This is a genomic window from Kaustia mangrovi (assembly GCF_015482775.1).
In the GTDB taxonomy this organism is placed as follows: Bacteria; Pseudomonadota; Alphaproteobacteria; order Rhizobiales; family Im1; genus Kaustia; species Kaustia mangrovi.
This window is the reverse complement of the sequence record NZ_CP058214.1, coordinates 67575-93704: the sequence shown is the minus strand read 5'-3', so window position 1 is coordinate 93704 and position 26130 is coordinate 67575. Positions and strand designations below refer to the sequence as shown.

Annotated in this window: 31 protein-coding genes; all 31 read right to left on the bottom strand. The window is 64.5% G+C overall.

Annotation, left to right across the window (positions count from 1 at the left end; all coding sequences use genetic code 11):
* Positions 1–37: 37 nt before the first annotated feature.
* The 31 genes from rpsK to rpoB all read right to left on the bottom strand — a co-directional run bounded on the left by rpsK (position 38) and on the right by rpoB (position 26116).
* Positions 38–427 carry a 30S ribosomal protein S11 gene (rpsK, locus tag HW532_RS00555; RefSeq protein ID WP_213162580.1) on the bottom strand — a complete coding sequence of 130 codons (390 nt, stop codon included), beginning with the start codon at positions 425–427 and terminating at the stop codon, positions 38–40.
* Positions 428–449: 22 nt separating this feature from the next.
* Entirely contained in the window at positions 450–818 is a 369-nt protein-coding gene (rpsM, locus tag HW532_RS00550; protein WP_213162579.1) for a 30S ribosomal protein S13, read from the bottom strand.
* A 211-nt stretch (positions 819–1029) separates the two neighbouring features.
* Positions 1030–1608, bottom strand: coding sequence for an adenylate kinase (locus HW532_RS00545; RefSeq protein WP_213162578.1), 579 nt, complete (start codon positions 1606–1608; stop codon positions 1030–1032).
* Positions 1605–2936 carry a preprotein translocase subunit SecY gene (gene secY, locus HW532_RS00540; protein WP_213162577.1) on the bottom strand — a complete coding sequence of 444 codons (1332 nt, stop codon included), beginning with the start codon at positions 2934–2936 and terminating at the stop codon, positions 1605–1607. The genes HW532_RS00545 and secY overlap by 4 nt, the downstream gene beginning before the upstream one ends.
* A gap of 80 nt (positions 2937–3016) precedes the next feature.
* Positions 3017–3517 (bottom strand): 50S ribosomal protein L15, encoded by a 501-nt coding sequence (gene rplO, locus HW532_RS00535; RefSeq protein ID WP_213162576.1) that lies wholly within the window; start codon positions 3515–3517, stop codon positions 3017–3019.
* A 29-nt stretch (positions 3518–3546) separates the two neighbouring features.
* The gene (gene rpmD, locus HW532_RS00530; RefSeq protein ID WP_213162575.1) at positions 3547–3747 is read right to left on the bottom strand and encodes a 50S ribosomal protein L30; all 201 of its coding nucleotides are present in this window, start codon (positions 3745–3747) and stop codon (positions 3547–3549) included.
* 53 nt (positions 3748–3800) lie between these two features.
* On the bottom strand, positions 3801–4364 hold the full coding sequence (gene rpsE, locus HW532_RS00525) for a 30S ribosomal protein S5 (RefSeq protein WP_213162574.1): 564 nt from the start codon (positions 4362–4364) through the stop codon (positions 3801–3803).
* 3 nt (positions 4365–4367) lie between these two features.
* Positions 4368–4730 carry a 50S ribosomal protein L18 gene (gene rplR / locus HW532_RS00520; RefSeq protein ID WP_213162573.1) on the bottom strand — a complete coding sequence of 121 codons (363 nt, stop codon included), beginning with the start codon at positions 4728–4730 and terminating at the stop codon, positions 4368–4370.
* A 15-nt stretch (positions 4731–4745) separates the two neighbouring features.
* On the bottom strand, positions 4746–5279 hold the full coding sequence (gene rplF / locus HW532_RS00515; RefSeq protein WP_213162572.1) for a 50S ribosomal protein L6: 534 nt from the start codon (positions 5277–5279) through the stop codon (positions 4746–4748).
* A gap of 99 nt (positions 5280–5378) precedes the next feature.
* A complete protein-coding gene (gene rpsH / locus HW532_RS00510) occupies positions 5379–5777 on the bottom strand; it encodes a 30S ribosomal protein S8 (RefSeq protein ID WP_213162571.1) in 399 nt (132 codons plus the stop codon).
* 26 nt (positions 5778–5803) lie between these two features.
* Positions 5804–6109: a 30S ribosomal protein S14 gene (gene rpsN / locus HW532_RS00505; protein WP_213162570.1), complete on the bottom strand. Its 306-nt coding sequence runs from the start codon at positions 6107–6109 to the stop codon at positions 5804–5806.
* A gap of 46 nt (positions 6110–6155) precedes the next feature.
* On the bottom strand, positions 6156–6731 hold the full coding sequence (gene rplE / locus HW532_RS00500; protein ID WP_213162569.1) for a 50S ribosomal protein L5: 576 nt from the start codon (positions 6729–6731) through the stop codon (positions 6156–6158).
* Positions 6724–7041: a 50S ribosomal protein L24 gene (gene rplX / locus HW532_RS00495; RefSeq protein ID WP_213162568.1), complete on the bottom strand. Its 318-nt coding sequence runs from the start codon at positions 7039–7041 to the stop codon at positions 6724–6726. The genes rplE and rplX overlap by 8 nt, the downstream gene beginning before the upstream one ends.
* Positions 7041–7409, bottom strand: coding sequence for a 50S ribosomal protein L14 (rplN, locus tag HW532_RS00490; RefSeq protein WP_213162567.1), 369 nt, complete (start codon positions 7407–7409; stop codon positions 7041–7043). Before rplN ends, rplX begins: the two co-directional genes overlap by 1 nt.
* Before the next feature lie 76 nt (positions 7410–7485).
* A complete protein-coding gene (gene rpsQ, locus HW532_RS00485) occupies positions 7486–7734 on the bottom strand; it encodes a 30S ribosomal protein S17 (RefSeq protein ID WP_213162566.1) in 249 nt (82 codons plus the stop codon).
* 19 nt (positions 7735–7753) lie between these two features.
* Entirely contained in the window at positions 7754–7957 is a 204-nt protein-coding gene (gene rpmC / locus HW532_RS00480; RefSeq protein ID WP_213162565.1) for a 50S ribosomal protein L29, read from the bottom strand.
* Between the two features lie 64 nt (positions 7958–8021).
* Entirely contained in the window at positions 8022–8435 is a 414-nt protein-coding gene (rplP, locus tag HW532_RS00475) for a 50S ribosomal protein L16 (protein ID WP_213162564.1), read from the bottom strand.
* Positions 8436–8471: 36 nt separating this feature from the next.
* Entirely contained in the window at positions 8472–9185 is a 714-nt protein-coding gene (rpsC, locus tag HW532_RS00470) for a 30S ribosomal protein S3 (protein WP_213162563.1), read from the bottom strand.
* Positions 9185–9565, bottom strand: coding sequence for a 50S ribosomal protein L22 (gene rplV / locus HW532_RS00465; RefSeq protein WP_213162562.1), 381 nt, complete (start codon positions 9563–9565; stop codon positions 9185–9187). Before rplV ends, rpsC begins: the two co-directional genes overlap by 1 nt.
* Before the next feature lie 3 nt (positions 9566–9568).
* On the bottom strand, positions 9569–9847 hold the full coding sequence (gene rpsS, locus HW532_RS00460) for a 30S ribosomal protein S19 (protein ID WP_213162561.1): 279 nt from the start codon (positions 9845–9847) through the stop codon (positions 9569–9571).
* A 12-nt stretch (positions 9848–9859) separates the two neighbouring features.
* Positions 9860–10693 carry a 50S ribosomal protein L2 gene (gene rplB / locus HW532_RS00455; protein ID WP_213162560.1) on the bottom strand — a complete coding sequence of 278 codons (834 nt, stop codon included), beginning with the start codon at positions 10691–10693 and terminating at the stop codon, positions 9860–9862.
* A gap of 29 nt (positions 10694–10722) precedes the next feature.
* Positions 10723–11016 carry a 50S ribosomal protein L23 gene (locus tag HW532_RS00450; RefSeq protein WP_213162559.1) on the bottom strand — a complete coding sequence of 98 codons (294 nt, stop codon included), beginning with the start codon at positions 11014–11016 and terminating at the stop codon, positions 10723–10725.
* Positions 11013–11633: a 50S ribosomal protein L4 gene (rplD, locus tag HW532_RS00445; RefSeq protein WP_213162558.1), complete on the bottom strand. Its 621-nt coding sequence runs from the start codon at positions 11631–11633 to the stop codon at positions 11013–11015. The genes HW532_RS00450 and rplD overlap by 4 nt, the downstream gene beginning before the upstream one ends.
* Positions 11634–11645: 12 nt before the next feature.
* On the bottom strand, positions 11646–12422 hold the full coding sequence (gene rplC / locus HW532_RS00440) for a 50S ribosomal protein L3 (protein ID WP_213162557.1): 777 nt from the start codon (positions 12420–12422) through the stop codon (positions 11646–11648).
* Between the two features lie 25 nt (positions 12423–12447).
* Positions 12448–12756, bottom strand: a complete 309-nt coding sequence (rpsJ, locus tag HW532_RS00435; RefSeq protein WP_213162556.1) for a 30S ribosomal protein S10 — start codon at positions 12754–12756, stop codon at positions 12448–12450.
* Between the two features lie 64 nt (positions 12757–12820).
* Entirely contained in the window at positions 12821–13996 is a 1176-nt protein-coding gene (gene tuf, locus HW532_RS00430) for an elongation factor Tu (RefSeq protein WP_213162555.1), read from the bottom strand.
* A gap of 103 nt (positions 13997–14099) precedes the next feature.
* On the bottom strand, positions 14100–16175 hold the full coding sequence (gene fusA / locus HW532_RS00425) for an elongation factor G (RefSeq protein WP_213162554.1): 2076 nt from the start codon (positions 16173–16175) through the stop codon (positions 14100–14102).
* A 21-nt stretch (positions 16176–16196) separates the two neighbouring features.
* Entirely contained in the window at positions 16197–16667 is a 471-nt protein-coding gene (gene rpsG / locus HW532_RS00420) for a 30S ribosomal protein S7 (RefSeq protein WP_213162553.1), read from the bottom strand.
* A 76-nt stretch (positions 16668–16743) separates the two neighbouring features.
* Positions 16744–17115 (bottom strand): 30S ribosomal protein S12, encoded by a 372-nt coding sequence (gene rpsL / locus HW532_RS00415; RefSeq protein ID WP_213162552.1) that lies wholly within the window; start codon positions 17113–17115, stop codon positions 16744–16746.
* Positions 17116–17687: 572 nt separating this feature from the next.
* Positions 17688–21920: a DNA-directed RNA polymerase subunit beta' gene (gene rpoC / locus HW532_RS00410; protein ID WP_213162551.1), complete on the bottom strand. Its 4233-nt coding sequence runs from the start codon at positions 21918–21920 to the stop codon at positions 17688–17690.
* A gap of 107 nt (positions 21921–22027) precedes the next feature.
* The gene (gene rpoB / locus HW532_RS00405) at positions 22028–26116 is read right to left on the bottom strand and encodes a DNA-directed RNA polymerase subunit beta (protein ID WP_213162550.1); all 4089 of its coding nucleotides are present in this window, start codon (positions 26114–26116) and stop codon (positions 22028–22030) included.
* Between the last annotated feature and the right edge of the window lie 14 nt (positions 26117–26130).

The window sequence follows — 26130 nt, the reverse complement described above, 5'->3', positions numbered from 1 at the left end:
TCGCTGGAGCCCAGGACGCGCCGGACAGGACAACGGGTCAGACCCTGCGCCGCTTGGGCGGGCGGCAACCGTTGTGCGGGATCGGCGTAATGTCGCGGATCGCGGTGATCTGCAGGCCGATGGACTGCAGCGCCCTGAGTGCCGATTCGCGTCCCGAGCCCGGTCCCTTGACCTCGACCTCGAGCGTCTTCATGCCATGCTCCTGGGCCCGCTTGCCGGCCTCTTCCGCCGCCACCTGAGCGGCATAGGGCGTGGACTTGCGCGAACCCTTGAAGCCCATCTTGCCGGCCGACGCCCACGAAATGGCATTGCCCTGCACATCGGTGATGGTGATCATGGTGTTGTTGAACGACGCTGCAACATGCGCGACGCCGGAGGTGATATTCTTGCGTTCCTTGCGGCGCAGGCGGGTCTTGTCTTTGGCCATGGGTCAGCTCGCTTCGATCCGGTTATTTCTTCTTGCCGGCGATCGGCTTCGCCGGGCCCTTGCGCGTACGCGCATTGGTGTGGGTCCGCTGGCCGTGCACCGGCAGGCCGCGACGATGGCGCAGCCCCCTGTAGCAGCCGAGATCCATGAGGCGCTTGATGTTCATCGCCACCTCGCGGCGCAGGTCGCCCTCGACCACGTAGTCCTTGTCGATCGTCTCGCGGACCAGCGAAAGCTCCCCGTCCGACATCTGGTTCACCCGGCGCTCGGAGGGCACGCCCGCAGTCTTGCAGATATCCCTCGCCTTCTGCCGGCCAATGCCGTGAATATAGGTCAGCGCGATCTCCACGCGCTTGTCCGTCGGAATGTTGACGCCTGCAATACGAGCCACGTCGCGTTCTCCTGCACGTCACCGCGGCGATTACCGGCCACGGCCCATCTTCGTTGTTCGTTGGACGGATTGCCTCAATGGCACATGGCTGGTCCTTCACGGAAGCCCGGCACGCGGACTCTCCAGAAGCCAGCCATCACGATCGACCACGGAATGCGCTATGTATGACGAGTCAAGCGTTTCGTCAACCATGCGTTTGGTATTCCGTGGATCAGGCCGCCGTTTCCAACACCTCCTCGATCTGGCGGGACACGGCGTCGATATCCGCCATCCCGTCGACAGTCTTCAAGATTCCCTTCTCGCCATAATAGGCGATCAAAGGAGCGGTCTGCTCATGGTAGACCTTCAAACGCTTCCTCAGCGCATCGACATTGTCGTCGGCGCGCACCGCGCCTTCCATCTCGGAGGCGCGTTTCTCGATCCGGCTCACCAGGATCTCGTCGTCGACGCCGAGCTCGATCACCGCATGGAGCTTGGCGCCCTTCTGGCCAAGCATGCGGTCGAGCGCGTCGGCCTGGGAGACATTGCGCGGGAAGCCATCGAGAATGAACCCCTTGGCGCATTCCGGCGAGGAGATGCGCTCGGCGATCAGGTCGACAACGATATCGTCGGGGACGAGCTCGCCGCGCGCCATGATGCCCTCGACCTTCCGGCCGAGCTCGGAGCCTTCCGCGATCGCGGCGCGCAGAAGGTCGCCGGTCGAAAGCTGCTTGGCGCCGAAGCGCTCCTCCAGCCGTTTCGCCTGGGTGCCCTTGCCCGCGCCCGGAGGTCCTAGAAGGATGAGATTCATCGCCGCGCCCCTCTCAGTTTGGCTTTCTTCACAAGCCCCTCATACTGGTGCGCGAGCAGATGGCTCTGGATCTGGGCGACCGTGTCCATCGTCACGGAGACCACGATAAGGAGCGACGTGCCACCGAAGTAGAAGGGAACCGCGACCTGGGTGCGCAGGATCTCCGGCAACAGGCAGACCAGGGCCAGATAGAGCGCACCGACGACGGTGATCCGGGTGAGCACGTAATCGATATACTGCGCCGTCCGCTCACCCGGACGGATCCCCGGAATGAACCCGCCATAGCGCTTCAGATTGTCCGCAGTGTCCTGCGGATTGAAGACGATGGCGGTGTAGAAGAAGGCGAAGAACAGGATCAGCGCCACGTAGAAGGTCAGGAACAGCGGCTGTCCCGGGCCGAGCAGCGCGGTGATATCGGTCAGCCATTCCGGCCCCTGGCCCGCGGAGAAATTGGCCACCGTGATCGGCAGCAGCAGAAGCGAGGAGGCGAAGATCGGCGGAATGACGCCGGCCGTGTTGAGCTTCAGCGGCAGGTGCGAGGTGTCGCCCTGGAACACCTTGTTGCCCATCTGGCGCTTGGGATACTGCACGATCAGCCGGCGCTGGGCGCGCTCCATGAACACGATGAACGCGATCACGGCGATGGCCATCACGATGACGCCGATGATGATATAGGTCGACAGAACGCCCTGGCGGCCGAGCTCGAGCGTGCTGGCGAGCGCGCTTGGAAGCTGTGCGACGATGCCGGAGAAGATGATGAGCGAGATGCCGTTGCCGATACCGCGCGCGGTGATCTGCTCGCCGAGCCACATCAGGAATATCGTTCCACCGGTCAGCGTGATGACGGTCGTCGCCCTGAAGAACATGCCCGGCTCGATGACCACCGTTCCGGAGCCCTCCAGCCCCACCGCGATGCCGTAGGCCTGCAGCGCCGCCAGGATCACCGTGCCGTAGCGCGTATACTGGTTGATCTGCTTGCGGCCTTGCTCGCCCTCTTTCTTGAGCTGCTCGAGATGCGGCGACACCGTCGTCATGAGCTGCACGATGATCGATGCCGTGATGTACGGCATGATGTTGAGGGCGAAGATCGCCATGCGGCCGAGCGCGCCGCCGGCGAGACCGTTGATCCAGCCGAGAATGCCGGTCGACTGCTGCTGGACGAGACGCCCGAGCTCGACCGGATCGATGCCTGGAATGGGGATATAGGTCCCGAGCCTGTAGATCAGCAGCGCGCCCAGCGTGAACCAGATTCGCTTCTTCAGATCCTCCGCCTTGGCAAAGGCGGCGAGATTGATATTCGCGGCAAGCTGTTCTGCTGCTGAAGCCATCTGACGCCTCTGGGGCTCTACGCTCTTTGGACCTTCACAGGAAAGCGGGCGGCGTACCGGACGCCGCCCGAACGATCACGTCAGGCCGACGCCCCGTCGTCTTCCGCCTTGGCCGCCTTCGCCGGGGCCTTGATCTCGACCTTGCCGCCGGCCTTCTCCACTGCGGCAATCGCGCTCTTGGACGCATGGTCGACCTCGAAGGTCACCTTGGTGGAGAGTTCGCCCTTGCCGAGCAGGCGCACACCGTCCTTCAGGCGGCGGATGACGCCGGCCTGGAGCAGAGCCTCTGCATTGACCGGCTTCTTCGCGTCGAGCTTCTTGGCATCGATCGCCTTCTGGACCCGGCCGAGATTGATCTCGTTGTAGTCCTTGGCGAAGATGTTGGTGAAACCGCGCTTCGGCAGGCGGCGGTAGATCGGCATCTGGCCGCCCTCGAAGGTGTCGACGGCGACGCCCGAGCGCGCCTTCTGACCCTTCTGGCCGCTGCCGGACGTCTTGCCGAGCCCGGACCCGATGCCGCGGCCGACACGCTTGGTCCGGTGCCGGGCCCCGGGATTATCGGTAAGTTCGTTGAGCCTCATTGGTGCCTCCGGCCCCGATTCGCCTGTTCTCACGCGTCCTCGACGACGCGCACGAGATGGTTGACCTTGCGGATCATGCCGCGCACTTCCGGCGTGTCCGGAAGTGTGCTGCGGCGCCGCATCTTGTTCAGACCGAGACCGATCAGAGTGGCGCGACGGTCCTTGGCGAAGCCGATCGGGCTGCCGGTCTGCTCCACCGTAATGGTCTTGTTCTTTGTCGCCTTAGCCATGGTTCATCATCCCTGTCCAGCGCCCGCAATCCCATGCGGTCCGTTTGCGCGCTTCACTCCGTCGCGGCGACCGCGGTCGCGTCGCGGCGGCGCGCAACGATATCGCTGACCTTCTTGCCGCGGCGGGACGCAACCTGGCGCGGGCTCATCTCGCCCTTGAGCGCCTCGAAGGTCGCGCGAACCATGTTGTAGGGATTGGAGGTCCCGACAGACTTGGCCACAACGTCCTGCACACCCAGCGTCTCGAAGACGGCACGCATCGGGCCGCCGGCGATGATGCCGGTACCGGCCGGCGCCGCGCGCAGCACCACGCGGCCCGCGCCGTGATGGCCGACCACGTCGTGATGGAGCGTGCGGCCCTCGCGCAGCGGCACGCGCAGCATGTTGCGCTTCGCCGTCTCGGTCGCCTTGCGGATGGCTTCCGGCACCTCGCGCGCCTTGCCATGGCCGAAACCGACACGGCCCTTCTGGTCGCCCACGACGACCAGCGCGGCAAAGCCGAACCGCCGGCCGCCCTTGACCACCTTGGCCACGCGGTTGATGTGGACCAGCTTGTCCACAAATTCGCTGTCGCGTTCGTCTCGTTCTCTCATGGCGCTTCGTGCCCGTTCACTCATCCGTCAGAAGTTGAGGCCGCCCTCGCGCGCGGCGTCGGCCAGGGCCTTCACCCGACCGTGATAGATGTAACCGCCGCGGTCGAACACGACGTCGGAGACGCCGGCCTTCTTGGCGCGCTCGGCAATCAGCTTGCCGACCTCGCTTCCCGCATTGGTGTCGCCGCCGGTCTTCAGCTTGCCCCGGAGATCGGGGTCGAGACTCGAGGCGGCGGCAAGCGTTACGCCCTTATCATCATCGATGACCTGAGCATAGATATTCTTGTGGGAGCGGTGAACCGACAGACGCGGGCGTCCCTGAGCGCGCAAACGCAACGCCCTGCGGACACGGCCCTGGCGACGCTCCTTTGGCGACAGCTTGGCAGACATGGGTCTCTCGCTCCGTTACTTCTTCTTGCCTTCCTTGCGGAAGATGTATTCGTCGGCATATTTCACGCCCTTGCCCTTATAGGGCTCCGGCGGGCGGAAACCGCGGATCTCCGCGGCGACCTGGCCGACACGCTGCTTGTCGATGCCGGAGATCACGACCTCGGTCGGCTTCGGCGTCTGGATGGTGATGCCCTCCGGGATCGGATAGCGCACATCGTGGCTGAAGCCGAGCTGGAGCTGGAGCTCCTCGCCCTGCACCGCCGCGCGGTAGCCGACGCCGCTGATCTCCAGCTTGCGCGTGAACCCGTCGGCGACGCCCTCCACCAGATTGGAGACGATCGTGCGCGACATGCCCCACATGGAGCGCGCGCGCTTGGACTGATCGCGCGGATCGATCCTGATCTCGCCATCCTCGAACTTGGCGATCACCTCTTCGACGAGCACCGCGGAGAGCTCGCCCTTGGGGCCCTTCACGGATACCGCCTGACCATCGACCGTGACCGAAACGCCCTGCGGCACGGCGACGGGTTTCTTACCGGTGCGCGACATCGCTCAACTTCCCTGTCCTTGGCTCTCGCGGGGTCGAGGCCGGCTGTCCGGCCGCGCCCGCGGCAAATTCGTCACTCTCACATCATGCGCCGGAGCGCATCAGAACACCGTGCACAGAACCTCGCCGCCGACATTCTGGTCGCGCGCGTCGGAATCCGACATCACGCCCTTCGACGTCGACAGGATCGAGACCCCGAGGCCGTTGTAAACGATCGGCATCGTGTCGACTGCGGTGTAGACGCGCCGGCCCGGCGTGGAGACCCGCTGAATCTGATGGATGACGGGCTCGCCATCGAAATATTTCAGCTCGATCTCGAATTCCGACTTGCCGTCCTCGTACTCGACCTCGGCATAGCCGCGGATGAACCCTTCGCTCTGAAGCACATCCAGCACGCGCCGGCGCAGCTTCGACGCCGGGGTCGTAACCTTGGTCTTGCGCCGCATCTGTGCATTGCGGATGCGGGTCAGCATATCGCCGAGCGGATCCTGAACACTCATCTGCCTCGTCTCCTAAAAGTCCGCTCTTACCAGCTCGACTTGACCATGCCGGGAACGGCGCCGTTCAAGGCGTATTCCCTGAGCGCGATACGCGACATCTTCAGCTTGCGATAGAAGGCGCGCGGGCGTCCGGAAACCTCGCACCGGTTGCGGATCCGGCTGGGCGCCGAATTGCGCGGCAGCTCGGACAGCTTCAGCTGTGCGGCAAACCGCTCTTCCATCGGGAGCGAGCGGTCGCGCGCGATCTCCTTCAGGCGGGCGCGCTTGCCGGCATAGGCCTTGGCAAGCTTCCTGCGCTTGTTGTTCGTCTCGATCGAGCTCTTCTTAGCCATCGTCGTCCTCTGACTTCCTGTCTCGCGCCAGTCCTGGCCGGCCCGTTCAGGCCGCCTGGCGCTGGGAGCGCTGGCGGAACGGGAAATTGAAACCGTCGAGCAGCGCCTTGGCCTCCTCATCGGTGCGCGCGGTCGTGCACACGATGACGTCGAGGCCCCAGATCCGGTCTGCCTTGTCGTAGTCGATCTCCGGGAACACGATGTGCTCCTTGATGCCCATCGCATAGTTGCCGTTGCCGTCGAAGCTGGTCGCCGGCAGGCCCCGGAAGTCGCGCACGCGCGGCAGCGCCACCGTGACAAGACGGTCCAGGAACTCGTACATGCGGTTGCGCCGGATCGTCACCTTGACGCCGACCGGCATGCCCTCGCGCAGCTTGAACGTCGCGATCGACTTGCGCGCCTTGGTGATGACGGGCTTCTGGCCCGCGATCAGCGCCATGTCGGCGGCCGCGGAGTTGACCAGCTTGGAATCGCCGACCGCCTCGCCCACGCCCATGTTGAGCACGATCTTGTCGAGCCGCGGAACCTCCATGACGTTCTTGTAGCCGAACGTCTCGGTGAGCTGCGCGCGGATCGTGTCCTGGTACAGCTTCTGCAGCCGCGGAGTATAGGTATCAGCCATCGATGACCTCCCCGGAGCGCCGTGCGAACCGCACCTTGCGCCCATCATTGAGGATCTTGTATCCGACCCGGCTCGGCTTGCCGTCCTTGGGGTCCTCAAGAGCCAGGTTCGAAAGGTGGATCGGCATCTCCTTGGCCACGATGCCGCCTTCCTGGTTCGCCGTCTGGCGCTGATGCCGCCGCGCGACATTCACACCCTGTACGAGCGCACGCTCGTCCTTCGGCAATACCTTCAGGACCTCGCCGTGCTTGCCCTTGTCCTTGCCGGCCACCACGATCACATGGTCGCCCTTCTTGATCCTAGCCGCCATTAGAGCACCTCCGGCGCCAGCGAAATGATCTTCATGTGGTTCTTCGCCCGAAGCTCGCGCGGCACGGGGCCGAAGATACGCGTGCCGACCGGCTCGCCCTGGTTGTTGACCAGAACGGCGGCGTTGCGGTCGAACCGGATGACCGAGCCGTCCGGGCGGCGGATGTCCTTGGCCGTGCGGACGACGACCGCCTTCATCACATTGCCCTTCTTGACGCGCCCCCGGGGGATGGCCTCCTTCACGGAGACCACGATGATGTCGCCCACAGCGGCATATTTCCGCTTCGAGCCACCCAGAACCTTGATGCACTGGACGCGTCGCGCGCCGGAATTGTCGGCGACATCCAGATTGGTCTGCATCTGAATCATGGCATTACCCGTCTTGCTTCGAGCGGCCCGACTTGCGTGGGGCGCGTCTTTCTCAAATCCTCGAATACCCGGCCGTTCAGGCCTGGTCGTCAGCCGCCTCGGCAATGAGTGCCCAGCGCTTCTGTCTCGACATCGGCCGGCATTCCTGGATGCGCACGATGTCGCCGACCTTCGCGGCGTTCGCCTCGTCATGCGCGTGGAACTTCTTCCGCCGGCGCACGGTCTTCTTCAGAAGAGGGTGTGTAAAGCGGCGCTCGACCTGGACCACGACGGTCTTGTCGTTCTTGTCGCTCACGACCACGCCCTGCAGAATGCGTTTGGGCATTGCTCAAAGCCTCCGAATATCAGCCCGTCGCGCCGGTCTTGGCCCGCTCGCCCTGCGCCGTCTTGATACGGGCAATGGTGCGGCGGATCTGCCGGATACGCGCAGTGTTCTCAATCTGACCGATCGCTTTCTGAAAGCGCAGATTGAACTGCTCCTTCTTCAGCTTGATCAGCTCGTCGCTGAGCTGATCGTCGCTCATGGTCTTAACGTCGCTGGCCTTCATGGCGATCGTCCCTGTCAACTCTCTCAAAAACGCTCTTGAAGCGTCCCTGTCCCAATCGTTCGCGTCAGTCGCCGTAGCGGGCGATGAAGCGCGTCCTCAGCGGAAGCTTGGCGGATGCCAGACGCAGCGCCTCCTCCGCGATATCGCGCGGAACGCCGTCGATCTCGAACATCACCCGGCCCGGCTTGACCTTGGCGGCCCAGAACTCCGGCGCGCCCTTGCCCTTGCCCATGCGCACCTCGGTCGGCTTCTTCGACACCGGCACGTCCGGGAAGATGCGGATCCACACACGGCCCGCACGCTTCATATGGCGCGTCATGGCGCGGCGCGCAGCCTCGATCTGGCGCGCGGTCACCCGCTCCGGCTCCATGGCCTTGAGGCCATAGGCGCCGAAATTCAGATCGGTACCGCCCTTTGCCGCGCCGTGAATACGGCCCTTGTGCTGCTTGCGGTATTTTGTCCGTTTCGGCTGCAGCATTGCTTCAGGTCCTCAAAGTATCGCTTCGTCTCGACCTCACGCACCGGCCGGCGCGTCGCGCCGCGGATTGCGAAGGCCTTCCTGGAGTTCCGAATTGCGCCGCTCGGCCGCCATCGGATCGTGCTCGAGGATCTCGCCCTTGAAGATCCACACCTTGACGCCGATCGTGCCATAGGCGGTATGCGCGGTGGCCACGCCGTAATCGACATCGGCGCGCAGCGTGTGCAGCGGCACCCGGCCCTCGCGATACCACTCCGAGCGCGCGATCTCCGCGCCGCCCAGCCGGCCGCCGGCATTGATCCGGATGCCCTGCGCGCCGAGGCGGACCGCGGACTGCACCGCCCGCTTCATCGCCCGGCGGAACGCCACGCGGCGCTCAAGCTGCTGGGCCACGTTCTCCGCCACGAGCTGGGCATCCATCTCCGGCTTGCGCACCTCGACGATGTTGAGATGCACCTCGGAACCCGTCATCTGGGCGATCTTGCGGCGCAGGCGCTCGATATCGGCGCCCTTCTTGCCGATCACCACGCCGGGGCGCGCCGTGTGGATCGTCACGCGGCACTTCTTGTGCGGACGCTCGATGACGATTTTGGAGACGCCGGCCTGGCGGAGCTGCTTCTTGAGGTACGACCGGATACGGACATCCTCGTGCAGCAGCGAGCCATACTCGTCGCCCTCGGCATACCAGCGGGAATCCCAGGTCCGGTTGACCCCCAGGCGCAGGCCCGTCGGATTGATCTTCTGTCCCATCAGGCGGCCTCCTCGACTTCGCGCACCACGATGGTGAGCTGGCTGAACGGCTTCTCGATCCGGCCGACACGACCGCGGGCCCGGGGACGCCAGCGCTTCAGCACCAGGTTCTTGCCCACGAACGCCTCCGACACGACCAGCGCGTCGACATCGAGCGAATGGTTGTTTTCCGCGTTGGCCACCGCCGACTGCAGGGTCTTCTTGACCTCCGCGGCAATCCGCTTGCGCGAGAAGGCGAGATCCGCCAGTGCGCGCTCGACCTTCTTGCCCCGGATCATCGCCGCCACGACGTTCAGCTTCTGCGGCGAGACACGGAGCATCCGCGTCATCGCGCGCGCCTCGTTGTCGGCCAGTGTCCGCTCTCTGGACCGCTTGCCCATCGCTTACTTCCTCTTCGCCTTCTTGTCCGCCGCGTGGCCGTGATAGGTCCGCGTCGGCGCGAACTCGCCGAATTTGTGTCCGACCATCTCCTCGCTGACCAGAACGGGGACATGCTTGTGCCCGTTGTGAACGGCGAAGGTGAGCCCGACGAACTGCGGTACGATCGTCGACCGCCGGCTCCACGTCTTGATCGCGTGATTGCGCCCCGACTGGCGTGCCCCCTCGGCCTTCTTGAGGAGGTAGCCGTCGACAAACGGGCCTTTCCAAACAGAACGTGTCACGAGCCTGGATCCTTACTTCTTGCGCTGATGGCGGCTGCGCACAATGTACTTCTGCGACGCCTTGTTCTTCCGGGTGCGCTTGCCCTTGGTGGGCTGGCCCCAAGGCGTCACCGGATGCCGGCCACCCGAGGTGCGGCCCTCGCCGCCGCCATGCGGATGATCGACCGGGTTCATCACCACGCCGCGAACCACCGGACGGCGGCCAAGCCAGCGCGAACGCCCCGCCTTGCCCTTCGTCTGGTTGCCGTGGTCGGGGTTGGACACCGCTCCGACCGTGGCCATGCAGTCGGCGCGCACCATCCGGGTCTCGCCGGAGCGCAGCCTCAGGAGCGCATAGCCCTGGTCGCGGCCGACGAGCTGCACATAGGCACCCGCCGCACGGGCGATCTGGCCGCCCTTGCCCGCCTTCATCTCCACATTGTGGACGATGGTGCCGACCGGAATGGCAGACAGCGGCATGGCGTTGCCCGGCTTCACGTCGACGCGCTCGCCGGCGACCACCGTATCGCCCGCATTCAGCCGCTGCGGCGCCAGGATATAGGCCTGCTCGCCATCCTCATAGCGGATGAGCGCGATGAAGGCGGAGCGGTTCGGATCGTACTCCAGACGCTCCACAGTCGCCGGCACGTCGAACTTGCGCCGCTTGAAATCGATCCGCCGATAGGTCCGCTTGTGACCGCCGCCGCGATGCCAGACCGTCACCCGGCCATAATTGTTGCGCCCGCCGGACTTGGTGAGCCCCTCGCTCAGGGCCTTGACCGGCTTGCCCTTCCACAGGCCCGTGCGGTCCACGAGAACGAGACCGCGCTGGCCTGGGGTCATAGGCTTGTGAGTCTTCAGTGCCATTGTTCAACAGCCCTTGAGAGCTTTTCGTCCTAAATACCGGTGGTCACGTCGATTGCGTGGCCGTCCTCAAGCGTCACGACGGCCTTCTTGACGTCGCTCTGCTGCCCGCGAACCCCGCGGAACCGCTTCACCTTGCCCTTGCGGTTCAGGGTGTTGACCGCGGTAACCTTGACGTCGAACAGCGTCTCCACGGCCGCCTTGATCTGCGGCTTGGTCGCTGTGCCCGACACGTTGAAAACGACCTTGTTGTGCTCGGACTGATAGGTCGACTTCTCCGTGATCACCGGGCTGACGATGACGTCGTAGAGCTTTTCCTCGTTCATTTGAACCGCTCCTCCAGCGCCTCGAGCGCAGCCTTGGTCAGCACCAGCTTCCCGCGGCGCAGGATGTCGTAGACATTGATGCCCTGCACCGGCAGCACGTCGACCCGGTCGATATTGCGCGCGGCCAGGCGGAAATTCGTCTCCACCTCGGCACCGTCCACGACGAGCGCATTGTCGAGCCCGAGCTTGGAGAATGCCGTGGCAAGCTCCTTGGTCTTGGGCGCCTTGAGCGACAGCGCGTCGACCACGATCAGCTCGCCGGCCTTTGCCTTGGACGACAGCGCGTGCTTCAGCGCCAGCGCCCGAACCTTCTTCGGCAGCTCGATCGCGTGATCGCGCGACACCGGACCGAAGGCCTTGCCGCCGCCACGGAACACGCCGACCCGGCGGCTGCCGTGACGGGCACGGCCTGTGCCCTTCTGGCGGAACAGCTTGGAGCCCGAATAGGCCACCTCCGCCCGCGTCTTGGCCTTGTGCGTGCCCGCACGCCGCTTGGCGAGCTGCCAGACGACCATGCGGTGAAGAATGTCCTTGCGCGGCTCCAGCCCGAAAATGTGCTCGGGCAGGTCGACCGTGCCGGCCTTCTTCGCCTCAAGTGTCGTGACGTCGGTTTTCATCACACGCCACCCTTACTCGTTCGCCGCATTGTCGCCGGAGGCGGAGGCCTCGGACGCTGCGGATTCGCCTTCGGCCGCTGCCGCGATCTCGGGAGCAACCGCCATCTTGCCTTCCGGCAGCTTGAACGCGCCCGGGAACGGAACGCCCTCGGGAAGCTTGCGCTTCGTGGCGTCGCGCAGGAACACCCAGCCGCCCTTGGAGCCCGGAACCGCACCGCGCACCATGATCAGGCCACGCTCGATATCGGTCTGGACGACTTCCAGATTCTGCGTCGTCACGCGCTCGGCACCCATGTGCCCGGCCATCTTCTTGCCCTTGAACACCTTTCCGGGGTCCTGGCACTGGCCGGTCGAGCCGAGGCTGCGGTGAACCGCCGACACGCCGTGCGTGGCACGCGTTCCGCCGAAATTGTGCCGCTTGATGGCACCGGCGAAGCCCTTGCCGATGGAGATGCCGGAGACATCCACATACTGGCCCGCCACGAAGTGGTCGGCAGTGATCTCCGCGCCCACATCGATGAGGTTCTCCGGCGACACCCGGAACTCGGCCACCTTGCGCTTCGGCTCCACCTCGACGGTCGCGAAATGACCGCGCAACGCCTTGGTGCAGCGCTTGACCTTGGCCTTGCCCACGCCGAGCTGCAGCGCGGTATAGCCGTCTTTTTCCTTCGTCCGGTGAGCGACGACCTGGCAATTGTTGAGTTTCAGCACCGTAACGGGGATGTTCCGCCCGTCATCGGTGAAAACCCTGGTCATGCCCACCTTCTGTGCGATGACACCTGAACGCATTGTTCAAGGCCCCTTTCCGCCCGGCTCAGAGCTTGATCTCCACGTCGACACCCGCTGCCAGATCGAGCTTCATCAAAGCATCGACCGTCTGAGGCGTGGGATCGACGATGTCCAACAGCCGCTTGTGCGTCCGGATTTCGAACTGCTCGCGCGACTTCTTGTCGATATGGGGCGAACGGTTCACGGTGAACCGTTCGATCCGTGTCGGCAGGGGGACCGGCCCACGGACCTGGGCGCCAGTGCGCTTGGCCGTGTTCACGATCTCCCGCGTCGACGTATCGAGAATTCGATGGTCGAACGCTTTGAGCCGAATGCGGATATTTTGCCTTTGCATAATATCAACCCGCGGGAAGCGGGCGCCCCCTTCCGGGGAAGGACGCGCCCGGTTTCAAAAATGGTTACTCCACGATCCCGGCGACGACGCCGGCACCGACGGTCCGGCCGCCTTCGCGGATGGCGAAGCGCAGCTTCTCTTCCATCGCGATCGGCTGGATCAGTTCCACTTCCATCTCGACATTGTCGCCAGGCATAACCATTTCCGTGCCAGACGGCAGTGTCACAACGCCCGTCACATCCGTCGTGCGGAAGTAGAACTGCGGACGGTAGTTCGTGAAGAACGGCGTGTGGCGACCGCCCTCCTCCTTCGTCAGAATGTAGGCTTCCGCCTTGAACTTCTTGTGCGGCGTCACAGACCCGGGCTTCGCCAGAACCTGGCCACGCTCAACTGCCTCACGGTCGATACCGCGCAGCAGGCAACCCACATTGTCGCCGGCCTCGCCCTCGTCCAAGAGCTTGCGGAACATCTCGACGCCCGTCACCGTCGTCTTCGTCGTCGGACGGATGCCGATGATCTCGACCTCCTCGCCGACCTTCACCACACCGCGCTCGATACGCCCCGTCACGACCGTGCCGCGACCGGAGATCGAGAACACATCCTCGATCGGCATCAGGAACGGCTGGTCCTTCGGACGCTCCGGCGTCGGCACATACTCGTCGACCGCCGCCATCAAAGACCGGATCGAGTCCTCGCCCAGCGTCTTGTCGCCATCCTCGAGCGCCACCAGAGCGGAGCCCTTGATGATCGGAATGTCGTCGCCCGGGAACTCGTAGGCCGACAGAAGCTCGCGCACTTCCATCTCCACAAGCTCCAGAAGCTCCGGATCGTCCACCTGGTCGCACTTGTTCAGATAGACCACGATCGCGGGAACACCCACCTGGCGGGCCAGAAGAATGTGCTCGCGCGTCTGCGGCATCGGACCGTCGGCCGCCGAAACAACCAGGATCGCGCCGTCCATCTGCGCCGCGCCCGTGATCATGTTCTTCACATAGTCGGCATGGCCAGGGCAGTCCACATGCGCGTAGTGACGGTTCTCCGTCTCGTACTCAACATGCGCCGTCGCAATCGTGATCCCGCGAGCCTTCTCCTCAGGCGCCGCATCGATCTGGTCATACGCACGGTACTCGCCGAAAAACTTCGTGATCGCAGCCGTCAGCGTCGTCTTGCCATGATCGACGTGACCAATCGTGCCAATGTTCGCATGCGGCTTCGAACGCTCAAACTTTGCCTTGGCCATTCTCAACTCTCCATGAGCAGGTTACTTGGCTTCCATCCGGAAACCGCTATTCCACAGCCGGCGAGCAGGCCACACCGCCGGCCCATGCCGTTCTCCCCACAAATCACGCGTATTTCGCAATCACCTCGTCCGAGACCGCCTTCGGGACATCCGAATAGTGGTCGAACTGCATGGTGTACTGCGCGCGCCCCTGCGAGAGGGACCGCAGGTTATTCACGTAGCCGAACATATTGGCGAGCGGCACCATGGCCGAGATCACCGTGGCGACGCCACGCGTCTCGGTGCCCTGGATCTGCCCGCGGCGGCTGTTCAGGTCGCCGATCACGTCGCCCATATACTCCTCGGGCGTCACGACCTCGACCCGCATCACCGGTTCCAGCAGCTTCGCGCCAGCCTTCTGGCAGGCCTCGCGGAACGCCGCGCGCGACGCGATCTCGAAGGCCATGACACTGGAGTCCACCTCGTGATAGGCGCCGTCGACCAGGGTCGCCTTGAGATCCAGCATCGGGAAGCCGGCCAGAACGCCCGTCTCCACGACGCTCTTGATGCCCTTCTCCACGCCGGGGACGTATTCCTTCGGCACGGAGCCGCCGACGATCTTGGACTCGAACTGGAAGCCCTCGCCCTGCTCGATCGGCTCGATCTCGAGCTTGACCCGCGCAAACTGGCCCGAACCGCCGGTCTGCTTCTTGTGGGTGTAGTCCACCTGGGCGGCCTGCGAGATCGTCTCGCGATAGGCCACCTGCGGCGCGCCGATCTTGGCCTCGACCTTGAACTCGCGCTTCATGCGGTCGACCAGAATGTCGAGATGGAGCTCGCCCATGCCGGCGATGATGGTCTGACCGGATTCCTCGTCCGTCTTGACGCGGAAGGACGGATCCTCCTGCGCCAGCCGGTTCAAGGCCATGGCCATCTTCTCCTGGTCCGACTTGGTGTTCGGCTCAATCGCGATCTCGATCACAGGCTCCGGGAACTCCATGCGCTCCAGGATCACCGGATGGTTGGCATCGCACAGCGTATCGCCGGTCGTGGTGTCCTTCAGCCCGGCCAGGGCGACGATGTCGCCGGCATAGGCTTCCTTGATCTCCTCGCGGTGATTGGAGTGCATCTGCAGCATGCGGCCGATGCGCTCGCGCTTTTCCTTCACCGTGTTGAGCACCTGGGAGCCCGCCTCCAGCTTGCCCGAATAGATGCGGCAGAAGGTCAGCGAGCCCACAAAGGGATCGTTCATGATCTTGAAGGCCAGCATGGACAGCGGCTCGCTGTCGCTCGCCTTGCGCTTGGTCGGCTCGCCGGTCTTCACCTCGATGCCGCGGATCGACGCGATGTCGACCGGGCTGGGCAGGAAGTCGACGACAGCGTCCAGCAGCGGCTGAACGCCCTTGTTCTTGAAGGCCGAACCGCACAGGATCGGGAAGAAGGTCACGTCGCAGGTGCCCTTGCGGATCAGCGCCTTCAGCGTGGCTTCGTCGGGCTCGTTACCCTCCAGGTAGGCCTCCATGGCCTCCTCGTCGATCTCGACGGCGCGCTCGATCATCTTCTCGCGATACTCGACCGCCTGATCCTGGAGCTCCGCCGGGATCTCGCGATACTCGAACTCCGCGCCCAGCGTCTCGTCCTTCCAGATGATGGCCTGCATCTTGATGAGATCGATGAGACCCACGAACTCGCTCTCCGCGCCGATCGGCAGCTGGAGCACGATGGGGGTCGCGCCGAGGCGCTTCTCGATCATGTCGAGGCAGTTGAAGAAGTCCGCGCCGAGCTTGTCCATCTTGTTGACGAAGATCATGCGCGGCACTTCGTAGTGATCCGCCTGGCGCCACACCGTCTCCGTCTGCGGCTCAACGCCGGCATTGGCGTCGAGCAGCGCCACCGCACCGTCGAGCACACGCAGCGAGCGCTCCACCTCGATGGTGAAGTCGACATGGCCGGGCGTGTCGATGATGTTCAGCCGCTTGTCCTTCCAGAAGCAGGTCGTGGCAGCGGACGTGATCGTGATGCCGCGCTCCTGCTCCTGCTCCATCCAGTCCATCGTCGCGGCGCCATCGTGCACCTCGCCGATCTTGTGGCTCTTTCCGGAGTAGAAGAGGACCCGCTCGGTCGTCGTCGTCTTGCCGGCATCGATGTGGGCCATGATGCCGAAATTGCGGTAATCCTCGATCTTGTGCGTGCGGGCCATGGTGGCTCTCCGAAACTTGGCTTACCAGCGATAATGGGAGAAGGCGCGGTTGGCCTCGGCCATGCGATGCGTGTCCTCACGCTTCTTCACGGCCGTGCCGCGATTGTTCGCGGCATCGAGCAGCTCGCCGGACAGCCGGTCGACCATCGTATTCTCGTTGCGCCCACGCGCCGCGGTGATGATCCAGCGGATCGCCAGCGCCTGACGGCGCTCGTGGCGCACTTCGACCGGCACCTGATAGGTCGCACCGCCCACACGGCGCGAGCGCACCTCGATCGCGGGGCTGACATTGTCAAGCGCCTGATGGAACACAGCCAGCGGGTCCTGCTTGGCCTTGGCCTCGATCTGATCGAAGGCGCCATAGATGATCCGCTCCGCGGCCGACTTCTTGCCGTCACGCATGAGGTTATTCATGAACTTCGACAGGACCAGATCCCCGAACTTCGGATCCGGGTTGATCTCGCGTTTTTCCGCGCGGTGACGCCGTGACATCTTCGTCGATCCTTGACCAGCTTCTCTTCAAAGCCACGTCCGGCCGCGAGGGGCCGGACGCCAGAGTGATATTCCGTTACTTGGGCCGCTTGGCGCCGTATTTCGAACGGCGCTGACGGCGGGCATTCACGCCCTGGGTGTCGAGCACGCCGCGCAGGATGTGATAGCGCACACCCGGCAGGTCCTTCACACGGCCGCCGCGGATCATGACCACAGAGTGCTCCTGCAGATTGTGGCCCTCGCCCGGGATGTATCCGATGACCTCGTAACCGTTCGTGAGGCGAATCTTGGCCACCTTACGCAGCGCGGAGTTCGGCTTCTTCGGCGTCGTCGTATAGACGCGCGTGCACACGCCCCGCTTCTGCGGGCAAGCCTCCATCGCCGGGACTTTGTTCCGCTTCACCGGCGCCTTGCGCGGCTTGCGGATGAGCTGATTGATCGTCGGCATGCGCCCTCGGGCCCTTATCGCTCGTCAAACCACAAATGACACTATGCGGCACGTCGGACAGCCACCATCGTGGCAACCGCCTTACGCATAAACAAAAGCACCGACGTGATCGGGCCTTCCCGATCCGCAGCGCTACGTACCAGAGGACCGCAAGAGCGTTACGCCAAGAGGTCGTGTTCCGCGTTTTAGCCGCTTACTTCCAGGCAGCGTTTAAGCAAACAATTGCCTACGGCCTGCCGCCGAAAGTGCGCGCAACATACTTTCGCGCGCATATGCCGTCAACCCCTTCACAGCGGAAAATCGCCCGTCTCGCGCCCCGTTTGCCGGGCATTGGCGCGGTTCGGAGCGATCAGCGGTCGCTGAAAGGGCCTGAACGACACTCCTGCAAGGGCAGTAAGCCCCTCGCCGCTCCAATATAGCGCCGCGCGCCGGGATGCCAAGAGGGTCAATTGCAGATTCGCACCGGAAGATTCGCGGCGCATAAGAAAAGGCCGCCCCGACCTGAGGGTCGGGACGGCCGATTCGCCCGGACTGTCCGCAACCGGGCGGCACCGCCCGGCTTGGGCGTCGGTCTAGTCGTTCGAGGCTCCGGCATTCTCCTCCGCGGTCTCCGAAGATGCCGCGTCGGGCAATGCCGGGGCGGCTTCCGCCGTTTCCAGCTCGGCCTCCTTCTGGCGTTCGTCGAGGATGAGCTGGTCGCGCTTGTCGGAGACCTGCTTGTAGGAGGACAGCGCCCTGCCCGTCCCGGCCGGAACGAGGCGGCCGACGATCACGTTCTCCTTCAGGCCCTCCAGCATATCCACCTTGCCGGAGACGGCGGCCTCGGTGAGGACGCGCGTGGTCTCCTGGAAGGAGGCCGCGGAGATGAAGCTGCGGGTCTGCAGGCTGGCCTTGGTGATGCCGAGCAGCACCGGATGGGCCGTCGCCGTCCGCTTGCCTTCCGCCTCGAGCGCCTCGTTGATCTCGTCGAGTTCGATCCGGTCGATCTGCTCGCCCTGAAGCAGCAGGCTGTCGCCGGGGTGCTCGACCTCGACCTTCTGCAGCATCTGGCGGACGATCACCTCGATGTGCTTGTCGTTGATGGTCACGCCCTGGAGCCGGTAGACCTCCTGGATCTCGTTGATGAGATAGCTCGCGAGCTCCTCAACGCCCTTGATCGCCAGGATGTCGTGCGGCGCCGGGTTGCCGTCCATCAGGTATTCGCCCTTCTCGATCCGGTCACCCTCCTGAACGGGCAGATGCTTGCCCTTCGGGATGAGGTACTCGACCGGATCGCCGCCATCGTCGGGAACGATGCGGATGCGGCGCTTGTTCTTGTAGTCGCGCCCGAACTCCACGAGACCCGTGACTTCGGCGATGATGGCGTGATCCTTCGGACGGCGCGCCTCGAACAGCTCCGCCACCCGCGGCAGACCGCCGGTGATGTCGCGCGTCTTGGCGCTTTCCGTCGGGATACGCGCGACCACGTCGCCCGGATTGACCTCCGCGCCGGGCTCCACCGACAGGACGGCATCCACCGACAGGAGGTAACGCGCCTCGCCGCCGCGCTGCAGCTTGGCGATGTTGCCATCCTTGTCGCGGATGACAATGGCCGGCCTGAGTTCGCTGCCGCGCGGGGCACCGCGCCAGTCCATGACCACGCGGCTGGTGATGCCGGTCGCCTCGTCGGCAACCTCCTTCACCGACACGCCGTCGACGACATCCTCGAAGTCGATCTTGCCGGCGACCTCGGTCAGGATCGGACGGGTATAGGGATCCCATTCCGCCAGACGCGTGCCGCGCTTGACCTTGTCGCCCTGGTCGATATGGAGCTTGGTGCCGTAGATCACCTTGTGAACGGCCCGTTCGTTGCCCTTGTCGTCCACGATGGCGATGGTCATGTTGCGGCCCATCACGACGAGCTTGCCGGAGGAGTCGCGCACCACGTTCTTGTTCCTGAGCTCCACGATGCCGTCCTGGGCCGATTCCACGAAGGACTGGTCCAGAACCTGCGCCGTGCCGCCGATATGGAAGGTGCGCATGGTGAGCTGGGTGCCCGGCTCGCCGATGGACTGCGCCGCGATGACGCCGACCGCCTCGCCGATATTGACCGGCGTGCCGCGGGCGAGATCGCGCCCGTAGCACTTGGCGCACACGCCGAACTTGGTGTCGCAGGTGAGGACCGAGCGGATGCGCAGCTCCTGGAGCCCCGCAGCCTCGATCTTCTCGACATGCTCCTCCATCATCTCCTCGCCCGCCTTGACGATGACGTCGCCGGTCGTGGGATCGACGACATCCTCCGCCGCGGTGCGGCCGAGGGCACGCTGGCCGAGCGACACCACCACCTCGCCCGCATCGACGAGCGGGGCGCACTTGATGCTCGCCTCCGTCCCGCAATCGACCTCGGTGACGATGGAATCCTGCGCGACATCGACCAAACGGCGGGTCAGATAGCCCGAGTTCGCCGTCTTGAGCGCGGTGTCGGCAAGCCCCTTACGGGCACCATGGGTGGAGTTGAAGTACTCCAGGACCGACAGGCCCTCCTTGAAGTTGGAGATGATCGGCGTCTCGATGATCGAGCCGTCCGGACGCGCCATCAGGCCGCGCATGCCGGAGAGCTGCTTCATCTGGGCCGGGGAGCCGCGGGCGCCGGAATGGGCCATCATGTAGATGGAGTTGATGGGCTTCTCGCGGCCCGTCTCGTCCTCCGTCTCCACCGCGGAGATCTTGGCCATCATCTCGTCGGCCACCTTGTCGGTGCACTTCGCCCAGGCGTCGACCACCTTGTTGTACTTCTCGCCCTGCGTGATCAGGCCGTCGACATACTGCTGCTCGTAGTCCTTGACGAGCTGGCGGGTTTCCTCGACCAGGTTCTCCTTGGCCTCGGGAATGACCATGTCGTCCTTGCCGAAGGAGATGCCGGCCTTGAAGGCGTGGCTGAAGCCGAGCGCCATGACCTGGTCGCAAAAGATGACCGTCTCCTTCTGGCCGCAATGGCGGTAGACGGCGTCGATCATCTTGGAGATCTCGCGCTTGGTCAAAGACCGGTTGACGAGGTCGATCCCGATGCCGGGCCGCCTCGGCAGCAGCTCCGCGATCTTCATGCGCCCCGGCGAGGTCTCGTAGACCTTGGTGAACTCGTTGCCGTCCGCATCGACGCCCGTATAGCGCGCCTTGATCTTGGAGTGCAGCGTCACCGCGCCGGCATTGAGCGCATGCTCGATCTCGCGCATGGTGCCGAAGACCATGCCCTCGCCCGGCTCGTTCTGGCGCATGTGCGACAGATAGTAGAGCCCGAGGACGATGTCCTGGGACGGCACGATGATCGGGGTGCCGTTGGCCGGGTGCAGGATGTTGTTGGTCGACATCATCAGCACGCGGGCCTCGAGCTGGGCCTCCAGCGACAGCGGCACGTGGACCGCCATCTGGTCGCCGTCGAAGTCGGCGTTGAAGGCCGCGCAGACCAGCGGATGAAGCTGGATCGCCTTGCCCTCGATCAGCACCGGCTCGAAGGCCTGGATGCCAAGGCGGTGAAGCGTCGGCGCCCGGTTCAGCATGACCGGATGCTCGCGGATCACCTCGTCCAGGATGTCCCAGACCTCCGGCTTCTCCTTCTCCACCAGCTTCTTGGACTGCTTGACCGTGGAGGACAGCCCCTTGGCGTCGAGCCTGGAATAGATGAACGGCTTGAACAGCTCCAGCGCCATCTTCTTCGGCAGGCCGCACTGATGCAGCTTCATCTCCGGGCCGACCACGATGACCGACCGGCCGGAATAGTCGACGCGCTTGCCGAGCAGGTTCTGGCGGAACCGGCCCTGCTTGCCCTTGAGCATGTCGGACAGCGACTTCAGGGGCCGCTTGTTGGCGCCCGTGAGCACGCGCCCGCGCCGCCCGTTGTCGAACAGCGCGTCCACGGCCTCCTGCAGCATCCGCTTTTCGTTGCGGATGATGATGTCCGGCGCCTTCAGCTCGATCAGCCGCTTCAGACGGTTGTTGCGGTTGATGACGCGGCGATAGAGATCGTTGAGGTCGGACGTCGCGAACCGGCCGCCGTCGAGCGGCACCAGCGGGCGCAGCTCCGGCGGGATGACCGGCACGACGGTGAGGATCATCCATTCCGGGCGATTGCCCGACACGATGAAAGCCTCGACGATCTTCAGCCGCTTGGCGAGCTTCTTCGGCTTCAGGTCGGACGTCGATTCCGCGATCTCCTGGCGCAGATCGTCCCGGAGCTTCTCCAGATCGATCTCTCTGAGGAGCTCGCGCACGGCCTCAGCGCCGATCGACGCGGTAAAGGCGTCCTCGCCATACTCGTCCTGATAGGCGAGATACTCCTCCTCGGTGAGGAGCTGGCGGGGCTTGAGCGGCGTCAGGCCGGGCTCGAGCACGATATAGTTCTCGAAATAGAGAACCCGCTCGATCTCCTTCAGCGTCATGTCGAGCAGCAGCCCGATCCGGCTCGGCAACGACTTCAGGAACCAGATGTGAGCGACCGGCGCGGCCAGCTCGATATGGCCCATGCGCTCGCGGCGCACGCGCGACAGCGTGACCTCGACGCCGCACTTCTCGCAGATGACGCCCTTGTACTTCATGCGCTTGTACTTGCCGCACAAGCACTCATAGTCCTTGATGGGCCCGAATATGCGCGCGCAGAACAGGCCGTCGCGTTCCGGCTTGAACGTGCGGTAGTTGATCGTCTCGGGCTTCTTGATCTCGCCGAAGGACCACGACAGGATCTTCTCCGGAGAGGCCACCGAGATCTTGATCGAGTCGAAGGTCTGCGGCTGCCCACCCGGGCTGAAGATGTTCATGACCTCTTGATTCATCGGTCCAGGCTCCTTTTGCGGACCCGCCATCAGTCCGCCTAGCATTCATGTCACTCGGTCGGTGCGGTCACGGGCGCGGCATCCAGCCTGCCGCGCCCGGGCCCCTGTCACGTCTCCTGGGTGTCGGTCAGCTCGACATTGAGGCCGAGCGAGCGCATCTCCTTGACGAGCACGTTGAAGCTCTCCGGAATACCCGCCTCGAAGGTGTCGTCGCCGCGCACGATCGCCTCGTAGACCTTCGTGCGGCCGGCCACGTCGTCCGACTTGACGGTGAGCATCTCCTGAAGCGTGTAGGCCGCGCCATAAGCCTCCAGCGCCCACACCTCCATCTCGCCGAAGCGCTGGCCGCCGAACTGGGCCTTGCCGCCGAGCGGCTGCTGGGTGACCAGGCTGTAGGGGCCGATGGACCGGGCATGGATCTTGTCGTCGACCAGATGGTGCAGCTTCAGCATGTAAATATAGCCGACTGTCACCTGCCGGTCGAACGGCTCGCCCGTGCGCCCATCGTAGAGTACCGACTGCCCGGAGGAGGCAAAGCCTGCCTGGGACAGCATCTCCGCAATGTCTTCCTCCTTGGCGCCGTCGAAGACCGGGGTCGCCATGGGAACGCCGTTGCGCAGGTTCTGCGCCATCTCCACGAGCTCGTTGTCGTCGAGCGAGGCCACCGTCTCGTCGGCCCCGTAGACGGCGTGGAGCTTGCTCTTGAGCTCGGTCGTGTCGCCGCTCTCGCGGTAATTGTCCACGAGCTCACCGATCTGCCGGCCAAGGCCCGCACACGCCCATCCCAGATGGGTTTCGAGGATCTGCCCGACATTCATGCGGCTCGGCACGCCGAGCGGGTTCAGCACGATGTCGGCATGGGTGCCGTCCTCCAGGAACGGCATGTCCTCGATCGGCACGATCTTGGAGATGACGCCCTTGTTGCCGTGACGGCCGGCCATCTTGTCGCCCGGCTGCAGCTTGCGCTTCACCGCGACGAACACCTTGACCATCTTCATCACGCCGGGCGGCAGCTCGTCGCCGCGCTGCAGCTTCTCCACCTTGTCGAGGAAGCGCTGCTCGAGACGCTGCTTGGACTCCTCGTACTGCTGGCGCATGGCCTCCAGTTCCGACAGGGCCTTCTCGTTGGACAGCGCGATCTCCCACCAGCGCGAGCGCGGCATCTCGTCGAGCATCGCCTGGGTGATCTTGCCTTCCACCTTGAAGCCCTTCGGGCCGCCCGCAGCCTCCTTGCCGGCGAGGAAATCGGCCAGCCGGCTGTAGGAGTTACGGTCGAGGATCGCCATCTCGTCGTCGCGGTCCTTGGCGAGCCGCTCGATCTCCTCGCGTTCGATGGCGAGCGCACGCTCGTCCTTGTCGATGCCGTGGCGATTGAACACCCGGACCTCGACGATCGTGCCCGACACGCCCGGCGGCACCCTCAGCGAGGTGTCGCGCACATCCGAGGCCTTCTCGCCGAAGATCGCCCGCAGGAGCTTCTCCTCCGGCGTCATCGGGCTCTCGCCCTTCGGCGTGATCTTGCCGACCAGGATGTCGCCCGGATTGACCTCCGCACCGATATAGACGATGCCTGCCTCGTCGAGGTTCTTCAGCGTCTCCTCGCCGACATTCGGGATGTCGCGCGTGATCTCCTCCGGCCCGAGCTTGGTGTCGCGGGCCATCACCTCGAACTCCTCCAGATGGATGGAGGTGAAGACGTCGTCACGCACCACGCGCTCGGAGATGAGGATGGAGTCCTCGAAGTTGTAGCCGTTCCAGGGCATGAACGCGACGAGCACGTTGCGGCCGAGCGCCAGGTCGCCGAGATCGGTCGACGGACCGTCGGCGATGATGTCGCCCGCCTCCACCCGGTCGCCCATGCGCACCAGCGGACGCTGGTTGATGCAGGTGTCCTGGTTGGAGCGCTGGAACTTGAACAGCGTGTAGATGTCCACGCCCGACTTGGTCGGATCGGTCTCGTCCGTCGCCCGGATGACGATGCGGCGGGCGTCGACCTGGTCGACCACGCCCGACCGGCGCGCGGAGATCGCGGCACCGGAATCGCGCGCCACGACCGCCTCCATGCCGGTCCCGACGAGCGGCGCCTCGGCGCGCACCAGCGGCACGGCCTGACGCTGCATGTTCGAGCCCATCAACGCGCGGTTGGCGTCGTCGTTCTCGAGGAACGGGATGAGCGCGGCCGCGACCGACACGAGCTGCTTCGGCGAGACGTCGACATATTCGACGCGGTCCGGCGTCACCATGGTCACGTCGCCGGCAAAACGGCAGGTCACGAGCTCGTCGAGGAACTCGCCCTTGTCGGACAGCTCCACATTCGCCTGGGCGATGTGGTACTTCGCCTCCTCGATCGCGGAGAGATAGGAGACCTCGCCCGACACATTGCCGTCGATCACCTTGCGGTAGGGCGACTCGATGAAGCCGTACTTGTTGACCCGCGCATAGGTGGCCAGCGAGTTGATGAGGCCGATATTCGGGCCCTCCGGCGTCTCGATCGGGCAGATCCGGCCGTAATGGGTCGGATGCACGTCGCGCACCTCGAAGCCCGCCCGTTCCCGCGTGAGGCCGCCCGGGCCGAGCGCCGACAGGCGCCGCTTGTGGGTCACCTCCGACAGCGGGTTCGTCTGGTCCATGAACTGGGAGAGCTGCGAGGAGCCGAAGAACTCGCGAACCGCCGCGGCCACGGGCTTGGCGTTGATCAGGTCGTGCGGCATGACCGTGTCGATATCGACCGACGACATGCGCTCCTTGATCGCACGCTCCATGCGCACCAGGCCGACGCGGAACTGATTCTCCATGAGCTCGCCGACCGAGCGCACCCGGCGGTTGCCAAGATGGTCGATATCGTCGATCTCGCCCTTGCCGTCGCGCAGGTCGTTGAGCATCTTCACGACCGCCAGAATGTCCTCGCGGCGCAGCGTGCGCACCGTGTCGGGGCATTCGAGATCGAGCCGCATATTGAGCTTCACGCGGCCGACCGAGGACAGGTCGTAACGCTCCGGATCGGAGAACAGGCCCTCGAACAGCGCCTCCGCGGTCTCGCGGGTCGGTGGCTCGCCCGGACGCATGACGCGGTAGATCTCCAGGAGCGCCTGCTCGTAGCTGTCGACCTTGTCGGCCTTCAGCGTGTTGCGGATATAGGGGCCGACCGTGACATTGTCGATGTCGAGGACCCTGAGCTCCTCGTAGCCCGCCTCGCGCAGCGTGGTCAGCAGCTCCCCGGTGAGCTCGTCGCCGGCCTCCGCATAGATCTCGCCGGTCTCGGGATTGACCATCTCGTCGGCGATGAAGCGGCCGAACAGATCCTCGTCGCGGACCAGGAGCTCCTTGAGCCCCTCCTCCGACAGCTTGCGCGCAAGGCGCGGCGTGATCTTGCGGCCGGCCTCCACGGCGACCTCGCCGGTCTTGGCGTCGATCAGGTCGCGCTCCGGCTTCACACCGCGATAGTGCTCGGTGTCGAAGGGCGTGCGCCAATCGTCGTCGGACCGGGTGTAGGTCACTGTGTCGTAGAAGTAGTGCAGGATCTCCTCGCCATCGAGGCCCAGCGCGTAGAACAGCGTCGTCACCGGCAGCTTGCGGCGCCGGTCGATCCTGACATGCACGATGTCCTTGGCGTCGAACTCGAAGTCGAGCCAGGAGCCGCGATAGGGGATGATGCGCGCGGCGAAGAGCAGCTTGCCGGAGGAATGCGTCTTGCCCTTGTCGTGGTCGAAGAACACGCCCGGCGAGCGGTGCATCTGTGAGACGATCACGCGCTCCGTGCCGTTCACGATGAAGGTGCCGTGCCCGGTCATGAAGGGCATGTCGCCCATATAGACATCCTGCTCCTTGATGTCCTTGACCGATTTCGACCCCGTATCCTCGTCGACCTCGAACACGATGAGGCGCAGCGTGACCTTCAGCGGCGCGGCAAACGTCATGCCGCGCTGTTGGCACTCATCGGTGTCGTATTTGGGATCCTCGAATTCGTAGCGGACGAATTCGAGCATGGCCTGGCCGGAGAAATCGGTGATCGGGAACACCGACTTGAACACCGCCTGGAGGCCAAGCTCGTCACGGCCTCCGTCAGGCTCCTTCACCTGCAGGAACTGGCGGTAGGACTCCTTCTGAACCTCGATGAGGTTCGGCATCTCCGCCACTTCCTTGATATGACCGAAAAACTTGCGAACCCGCTTGCGCCCGGTGAACGTCTGCGACATCTCGGCTCCTTCGT

Coding starts and splice junctions, on each gene's coding strand:
- rplE (WP_213162569.1), bottom strand. CDS start 6,731: ATGGCTGATACCTATACTCCGCGGCTGCAGAAGCTGTACCAGGACACG.
- tuf (WP_213162555.1), bottom strand. CDS start 13,996: ATGGCCAAGGCAAAGTTTGAGCGTTCGAAGCCGCATGCGAACATTGGC.
- rpsH (WP_213162571.1), bottom strand. CDS start 5,777: ATGAGTGTTCAGGATCCGCTCGGCGATATGCTGACCCGCATCCGCAAT.
- rplX (WP_213162568.1), bottom strand. CDS start 7,041: ATGGCGGCTAGGATCAAGAAGGGCGACCATGTGATCGTGGTGGCCGGC.
- rpsE (WP_213162574.1), bottom strand. CDS start 4,364: ATGAGTGAACGGGCACGAAGCGCCATGAGAGAACGAGACGAACGCGAC.
- rpsC (WP_213162563.1), bottom strand. CDS start 9,185: ATGGGACAGAAGATCAATCCGACGGGCCTGCGCCTGGGGGTCAACCGG.
- rplF (WP_213162572.1), bottom strand. CDS start 5,279: ATGTCGCGCACCGGTAAGAAACCCGTCGCCGTGCCGCAGGGCGTTTCG.
- rpoB (WP_213162550.1), bottom strand. CDS start 26,116: ATGTCGCAGACGTTCACCGGGCGCAAGCGGGTTCGCAAGTTTTTCGGT.
- rplP (WP_213162564.1), bottom strand. CDS start 8,435: ATGCTGCAGCCGAAACGGACAAAATACCGCAAGCAGCACAAGGGCCGT.
- fusA (WP_213162554.1), bottom strand. CDS start 16,175: ATGGCCCGCACGCACAAGATCGAGGATTACCGCAATTTCGGCATCATG.
- HW532_RS00450 (WP_213162559.1), bottom strand. CDS start 11,016: ATGAACGAGGAAAAGCTCTACGACGTCATCGTCAGCCCGGTGATCACG.
- rpmC (WP_213162565.1), bottom strand. CDS start 7,957: ATGAAGGCCAGCGACGTTAAGACCATGAGCGACGATCAGCTCAGCGAC.
- rpmD (WP_213162575.1), bottom strand. CDS start 3,747: ATGGCTAAGGCGACAAAGAACAAGACCATTACGGTGGAGCAGACCGGC.
- rplN (WP_213162567.1), bottom strand. CDS start 7,409: ATGATTCAGATGCAGACCAATCTGGATGTCGCCGACAATTCCGGCGCG.
- rplO (WP_213162576.1), bottom strand. CDS start 3,517: ATGAGGCTCAACGAACTTACCGATAATCCCGGGGCCCGGCACCGGACC.
- rpsN (WP_213162570.1), bottom strand. CDS start 6,109: ATGGCTAAGAAGAGCTCGATCGAGACGAACAACAAGCGCAGGAAGCTT.
- rpsQ (WP_213162566.1), bottom strand. CDS start 7,734: ATGCCCAAACGCATTCTGCAGGGCGTGGTCGTGAGCGACAAGAACGAC.
- HW532_RS00545 (WP_213162578.1), bottom strand. CDS start 1,608: ATGAATCTCATCCTTCTAGGACCTCCGGGCGCGGGCAAGGGCACCCAG.
- secY (WP_213162577.1), bottom strand. CDS start 2,936: ATGGCTTCAGCAGCAGAACAGCTTGCCGCGAATATCAATCTCGCCGCC.
- rpsG (WP_213162553.1), bottom strand. CDS start 16,667: ATGTCACGGCGTCACCGCGCGGAAAAACGCGAGATCAACCCGGATCCG.
- rplB (WP_213162560.1), bottom strand. CDS start 10,693: ATGGCACTGAAGACTCACAAGCCTATGACCCCAGGCCAGCGCGGTCTC.
- rplC (WP_213162557.1), bottom strand. CDS start 12,422: ATGCGTTCAGGTGTCATCGCACAGAAGGTGGGCATGACCAGGGTTTTC.
- rpsJ (WP_213162556.1), bottom strand. CDS start 12,756: ATGCAAAGGCAAAATATCCGCATTCGGCTCAAAGCGTTCGACCATCGA.
- rplR (WP_213162573.1), bottom strand. CDS start 4,730: ATGTCTGCCAAGCTGTCGCCAAAGGAGCGTCGCCAGGGCCGTGTCCGC.
- rplD (WP_213162558.1), bottom strand. CDS start 11,633: ATGAAAACCGACGTCACGACACTTGAGGCGAAGAAGGCCGGCACGGTC.
- rpsK (WP_213162580.1), bottom strand. CDS start 427: ATGGCCAAAGACAAGACCCGCCTGCGCCGCAAGGAACGCAAGAATATC.
- rpsL (WP_213162552.1), bottom strand. CDS start 17,115: ATGCCGACGATCAATCAGCTCATCCGCAAGCCGCGCAAGGCGCCGGTG.
- rpoC (WP_213162551.1), bottom strand. CDS start 21,920: ATGAATCAAGAGGTCATGAACATCTTCAGCCCGGGTGGGCAGCCGCAG.
- rplV (WP_213162562.1), bottom strand. CDS start 9,565: ATGGGCAAGCGGTCCAGAGAGCGGACACTGGCCGACAACGAGGCGCGC.